Genomic DNA, 416 nt, shown 5'->3' with positions numbered 1-416 from the left:
GTGTAGTTGAGCCGTACCCGGGCTGCTGTGGTTTCATCGTCCACTACATTTGATGCGCTGGAGTAGGAGCCGGCAAAGGTCACCGTTGCTTCTGGAATACCAAACAGTGGTACTGAGTAAGCGATATAGCTGGTGGTGACATCCGGGTCAGGACCGGTGGCGTTATCCTCGTCAGAGCGGATGATGCCCGCGCCCAGATTGCCGTAGGTGACGTTGGCCGCATAGGAGTTCACTGTCTGATCGGTGTTGTCATCTTCCAGACGGGATGCAGAGATATTGACGTTGGCGCCGGACAGATCAAAGTTCGCCGTTAATGCATAACCGGTCTGATCGACGTTGCCGCCCGCGGTCAGGTCGTATTTAACACTCTCGAAGCCTGCGGTCAGGCTGAATCCATCCGTACTCCAGGTAACGGA

1 pseudogene is annotated in these 416 nt (G+C 55.5%); it reads right to left on the bottom strand.

Annotation, left to right across the window (positions count from 1 at the left end):
• A pseudogene (locus JW499_RS21735) lies at nt 1-416 on the bottom strand (carbohydrate porin); the annotation flags it as partial.

Origin of the sequence: Amphritea pacifica (assembly GCF_016924145.1) — a bacterium.
GTDB classification, from domain to species: Bacteria; Pseudomonadota; Gammaproteobacteria; order Pseudomonadales; family Balneatricaceae; genus Amphritea; species Amphritea pacifica.
The sequence above is the reverse complement of the archived record's forward strand: the minus strand, read 5'-3'. Positions and strand labels throughout refer to the sequence as shown.